The organism is uncultured Methanofollis sp. (genome assembly GCF_937919355.1).
GTDB lineage: Archaea > Halobacteriota > Methanomicrobia > Methanomicrobiales > Methanofollaceae > Methanofollis.
This window is the reverse complement of sequence record NZ_CALFSA010000106.1, coordinates 1-2834: the sequence shown is the minus strand read 5'-3', so window position 1 is coordinate 2834 and position 2834 is coordinate 1. Positions and strand designations below refer to the sequence as shown.

General features: G+C 66.0%; 3 protein-coding genes and 1 pseudogene. All 4 read left to right on the top strand.

Annotated elements, in window-relative coordinates; genetic code table 11:
• A pseudogene (locus Q0520_RS05050) lies at window positions 1-287 on the top strand (ABC transporter substrate-binding protein); the annotation flags it as partial.
• Window position 288: 1 nt separating this feature from the next.
• Complete coding sequence (locus Q0520_RS05045) at window positions 289-1086, top strand: hypothetical protein (RefSeq protein WP_298667292.1); 798 nt, start codon at window positions 289-291, stop codon at window positions 1084-1086.
• Window positions 1083-1631: an ECF transporter S component gene (locus tag Q0520_RS05040; RefSeq protein ID WP_298667290.1), complete on the top strand. Its 549-nt coding sequence runs from the start codon at window positions 1083-1085 to the stop codon at window positions 1629-1631. Before Q0520_RS05045 ends, Q0520_RS05040 begins: the two co-directional genes overlap by 4 nt.
• The coding region (locus Q0520_RS05035; protein ID WP_298667288.1) for an ABC transporter ATP-binding protein at window positions 1621-2834 on the top strand (1214 nt) is incomplete at its 3' end. The genes Q0520_RS05040 and Q0520_RS05035, both read left to right, overlap by 11 nt.

Genomic DNA, 2834 nt, shown 5'->3' with positions numbered 1-2834 from the left:
AGGACGGCGTGATCGGGTGCATGGCCGGGATCGGGCTTGCCTCCACAGGCTACGACGGGAGGTTCCTCCAGATCGGCGGGGTCAGGAAGATCACAGGCCCCGCAGAGGTCGACGCTCTCCTCGGCGCTGGCATCGACGCGGTCTGCACCCTCGACGGCAGACCGGTCGACGGCGGGACCATCTGGTGCAAGGAAGGCAAGTCAGTCAAGCCATGCCCTGTCGGCGGCAGGGCCGTCCTCTATGTCGAAGAGAAAGAGGGAAATCTCTGGGCGGTAAAGAGAGATTGAAATGGAGTTCAGGACGCGGGTCATCGCCGGTTTCGCCGTCCTGGCAGCGATCGCCGCCCTTGCTATCGCCGTCCAGATCATGGCAGAGTCCCTCTGCATGACCGATGACGAGACACCGCTCCCGATACTCTCGTCCGAGATGACCTTCACGCGGTCAGACTTCCTGTACGGCCCGGCAGAATACAGGCCGTACGCCAGACCCCTCTCCCTGAACACCCACACAGACAACCCCGACGGCAGGTGGTACCTCATGTGTGTCATGCTGAACGAGACACCGCAGGGGGGCAACCCCTTCCTCTTCAAAGTGCAATCTGTCGCCGTCGACTACAATTTCACCGACCTCGCCGGCACGGCCGCCTTCTCCGTCTACGGTGCGCGGCCCTTCGGCGGGGCGGCATGGACGAACAGGCAGGAGGGCTATGGCTCATGCGGGTATTTCGTTCAGGGCACGGCCGACGCGGGCGAGGGCATGCCCGGGACCGTCCCCCTGAAGACAGGCAACCCGGCCACGGTCCGCCTCGCCAACACCCACGGCCTCGGCCCCGACGAGATCCCGACAGGCACCGTCACCTTCTGGTTCGAGAAGGACGGGAGCGGCCTCGACGCCCTCCATATCACGACCGACCCGGCGCAGAGAAAGGGCGGGGTCACACGTGACGCCCCGGAGACCGGACGGTTCTACATCACCCACACGGGCGGGAGCGCCGTCGGGTCGGTCTACCTCCTCATCGCGGTGGACCGCCCCCAGCCCGAGACCTTCTCCCTGGAACTCACGACACAGTACGCGGAGGCGGCATGATGGCGGGGAAAGGCCCGTACTTCTCCCTCTACGAAACCGCCGTCCTCTCCCTCTGCGGGGCGTTCGTCTTCGTCGCCAAGACCGTGGTCAAGATCCCCCTCCACTTCCCCGGCCACTCCGGGATCTTCATCGCGATCCCCTTCATCATCGGTGCAGGGCTCGTCAAAAAGCCCGGGGCGGCCACATATATCGGGCTGATCGCGGGCCTCCTTTTCTCCTTCTTCGGCCTTGAGCCACTCCACCTCTTCGACGTCTTCAAGTACGTGGCGATGGGCCTCGTCGTCGACGCCGTCTCCGTCCTCTTCGCCTTCCGCATGGAAAACCTGGCCATCGGCTTCATCGCCGGGGCGGCCGGCAACATCGCGAAGATGGCGGTGAACTACAGCGTCCACATCCTCCTCGGTGTCCCGGCCACCTTCATCATCCTCGGCATCGGCATCTCCTCGGTGACCTTCCTGGTCTGCGGGGGGATCGGCGGGGCAATCGGCGCCCTTGTCATAGGCCGCCTCCTCAGGGCCGGAGTGATCGGAGGCCATGATACCTGACGCCATCCACATCGAAGGACTCTCTGTCTCCTATCCGCCTGACCGGTCGGGGAAGAAGAGGCAGGCCCTGAGGGACATATCCCTCTCCATCAGGGAGGGGGAGTTCGTCCTCCTTGCCGGCCCCTCGGGCTCGGGCAAGTCCACTCTCCTGCGGTGCATCAACGGCCTCATCCCGCACTCGCACCGCGGGACGGCAGAGGGACGGGTCGTCGTCCGCGGCCACGAGGTGAGGGACTGCCCGGTCTGCCGCCTTGCCCGCGAGGTCGGGACCGTCTTCCAGGACCCCGACCACCAGCTCTTCTCCAATGACGTCGAGGCCGAACTCGCCTTCGGGCTCGAACAGATGGGCCTCGCACGTCCGGAGATGGAGGCACGGATCACCCGCACCGCCGGGACGATGGGGATCGGCCACCTCCTGAAGAGGGATGTGGACGCCCTCTCCTGGGGGGAGAAGCAGAGAGTGGCGATCGCGGCGGTCCTCGCCATGGAGCCCGGCATCCTCCTCCTCGACGAACCCACCTCCGGGCTCGATGCCGACGCTACTGCGGCTCTTCTCTCCCTTCTCTCCCGCCTGAACAGGGAGAAGGGTCTGACCATCGTCGTTGCGGAGCACCGCACCGCCCCCTTCCTGCAGGTCTGCACCCGCGTCGTCGGGATCAGGGACGGGGCTGTCGTCTCCGACGGCCCGCCCGGAAAATATGCCCGACCACGGGCTGAGGCGTCCTCCGCCGGCACCGCACCCGGCACCGGAAATCCCCTCCTCGCCTTCGAAAGGGTGACCTATACCTATCCCGGTCAGGACCGCCCGGCCCTCGACAACGTCACCTTCGAGGCCGGTGCCGGCGAGATAGTCCTCCTCACCGGGCCGAACGGTTCGGGGAAGAGCACGCTCCTGCGGCATGCAAACGGACTCCTCAGACCTGACCGGGGGAAGGTCGTCGTGAACGGCCGGGAGACCGCTACCCTCACCGTGGCCGAGGCCGCCCGCTCGGTCGGCCTCCTCGCCCAGCACGCCGACACCCAACTCTTTGCGGAGACGGTCAGGGACGAGATCGTCTTCGCACCGGAGAACCTCGGGTATTCCCGGGAAAAAATCGGGTACTGCGTGGACGGCGCACTGAAGATCCTCGGACTCGAAGTGCTCGGGACGGAGACGCCGCCCCTCAACCTCTCGGTCGGGGAGAAGCAGCGTGTCGCCATCGC

What these genes read in the sequence shown, in the direction of transcription:
- Q0520_RS05045 (WP_298667292.1), top strand. Translation starts at nt 289, where the DNA reads ATGGAGTTCAGGACGCGGGTCATCGCCGGTTTCGCCGTCCTGGCAGCG.
- Q0520_RS05040 (WP_298667290.1), top strand. Translation starts at nt 1,083, where the DNA reads ATGATGGCGGGGAAAGGCCCGTACTTCTCCCTCTACGAAACCGCCGTC.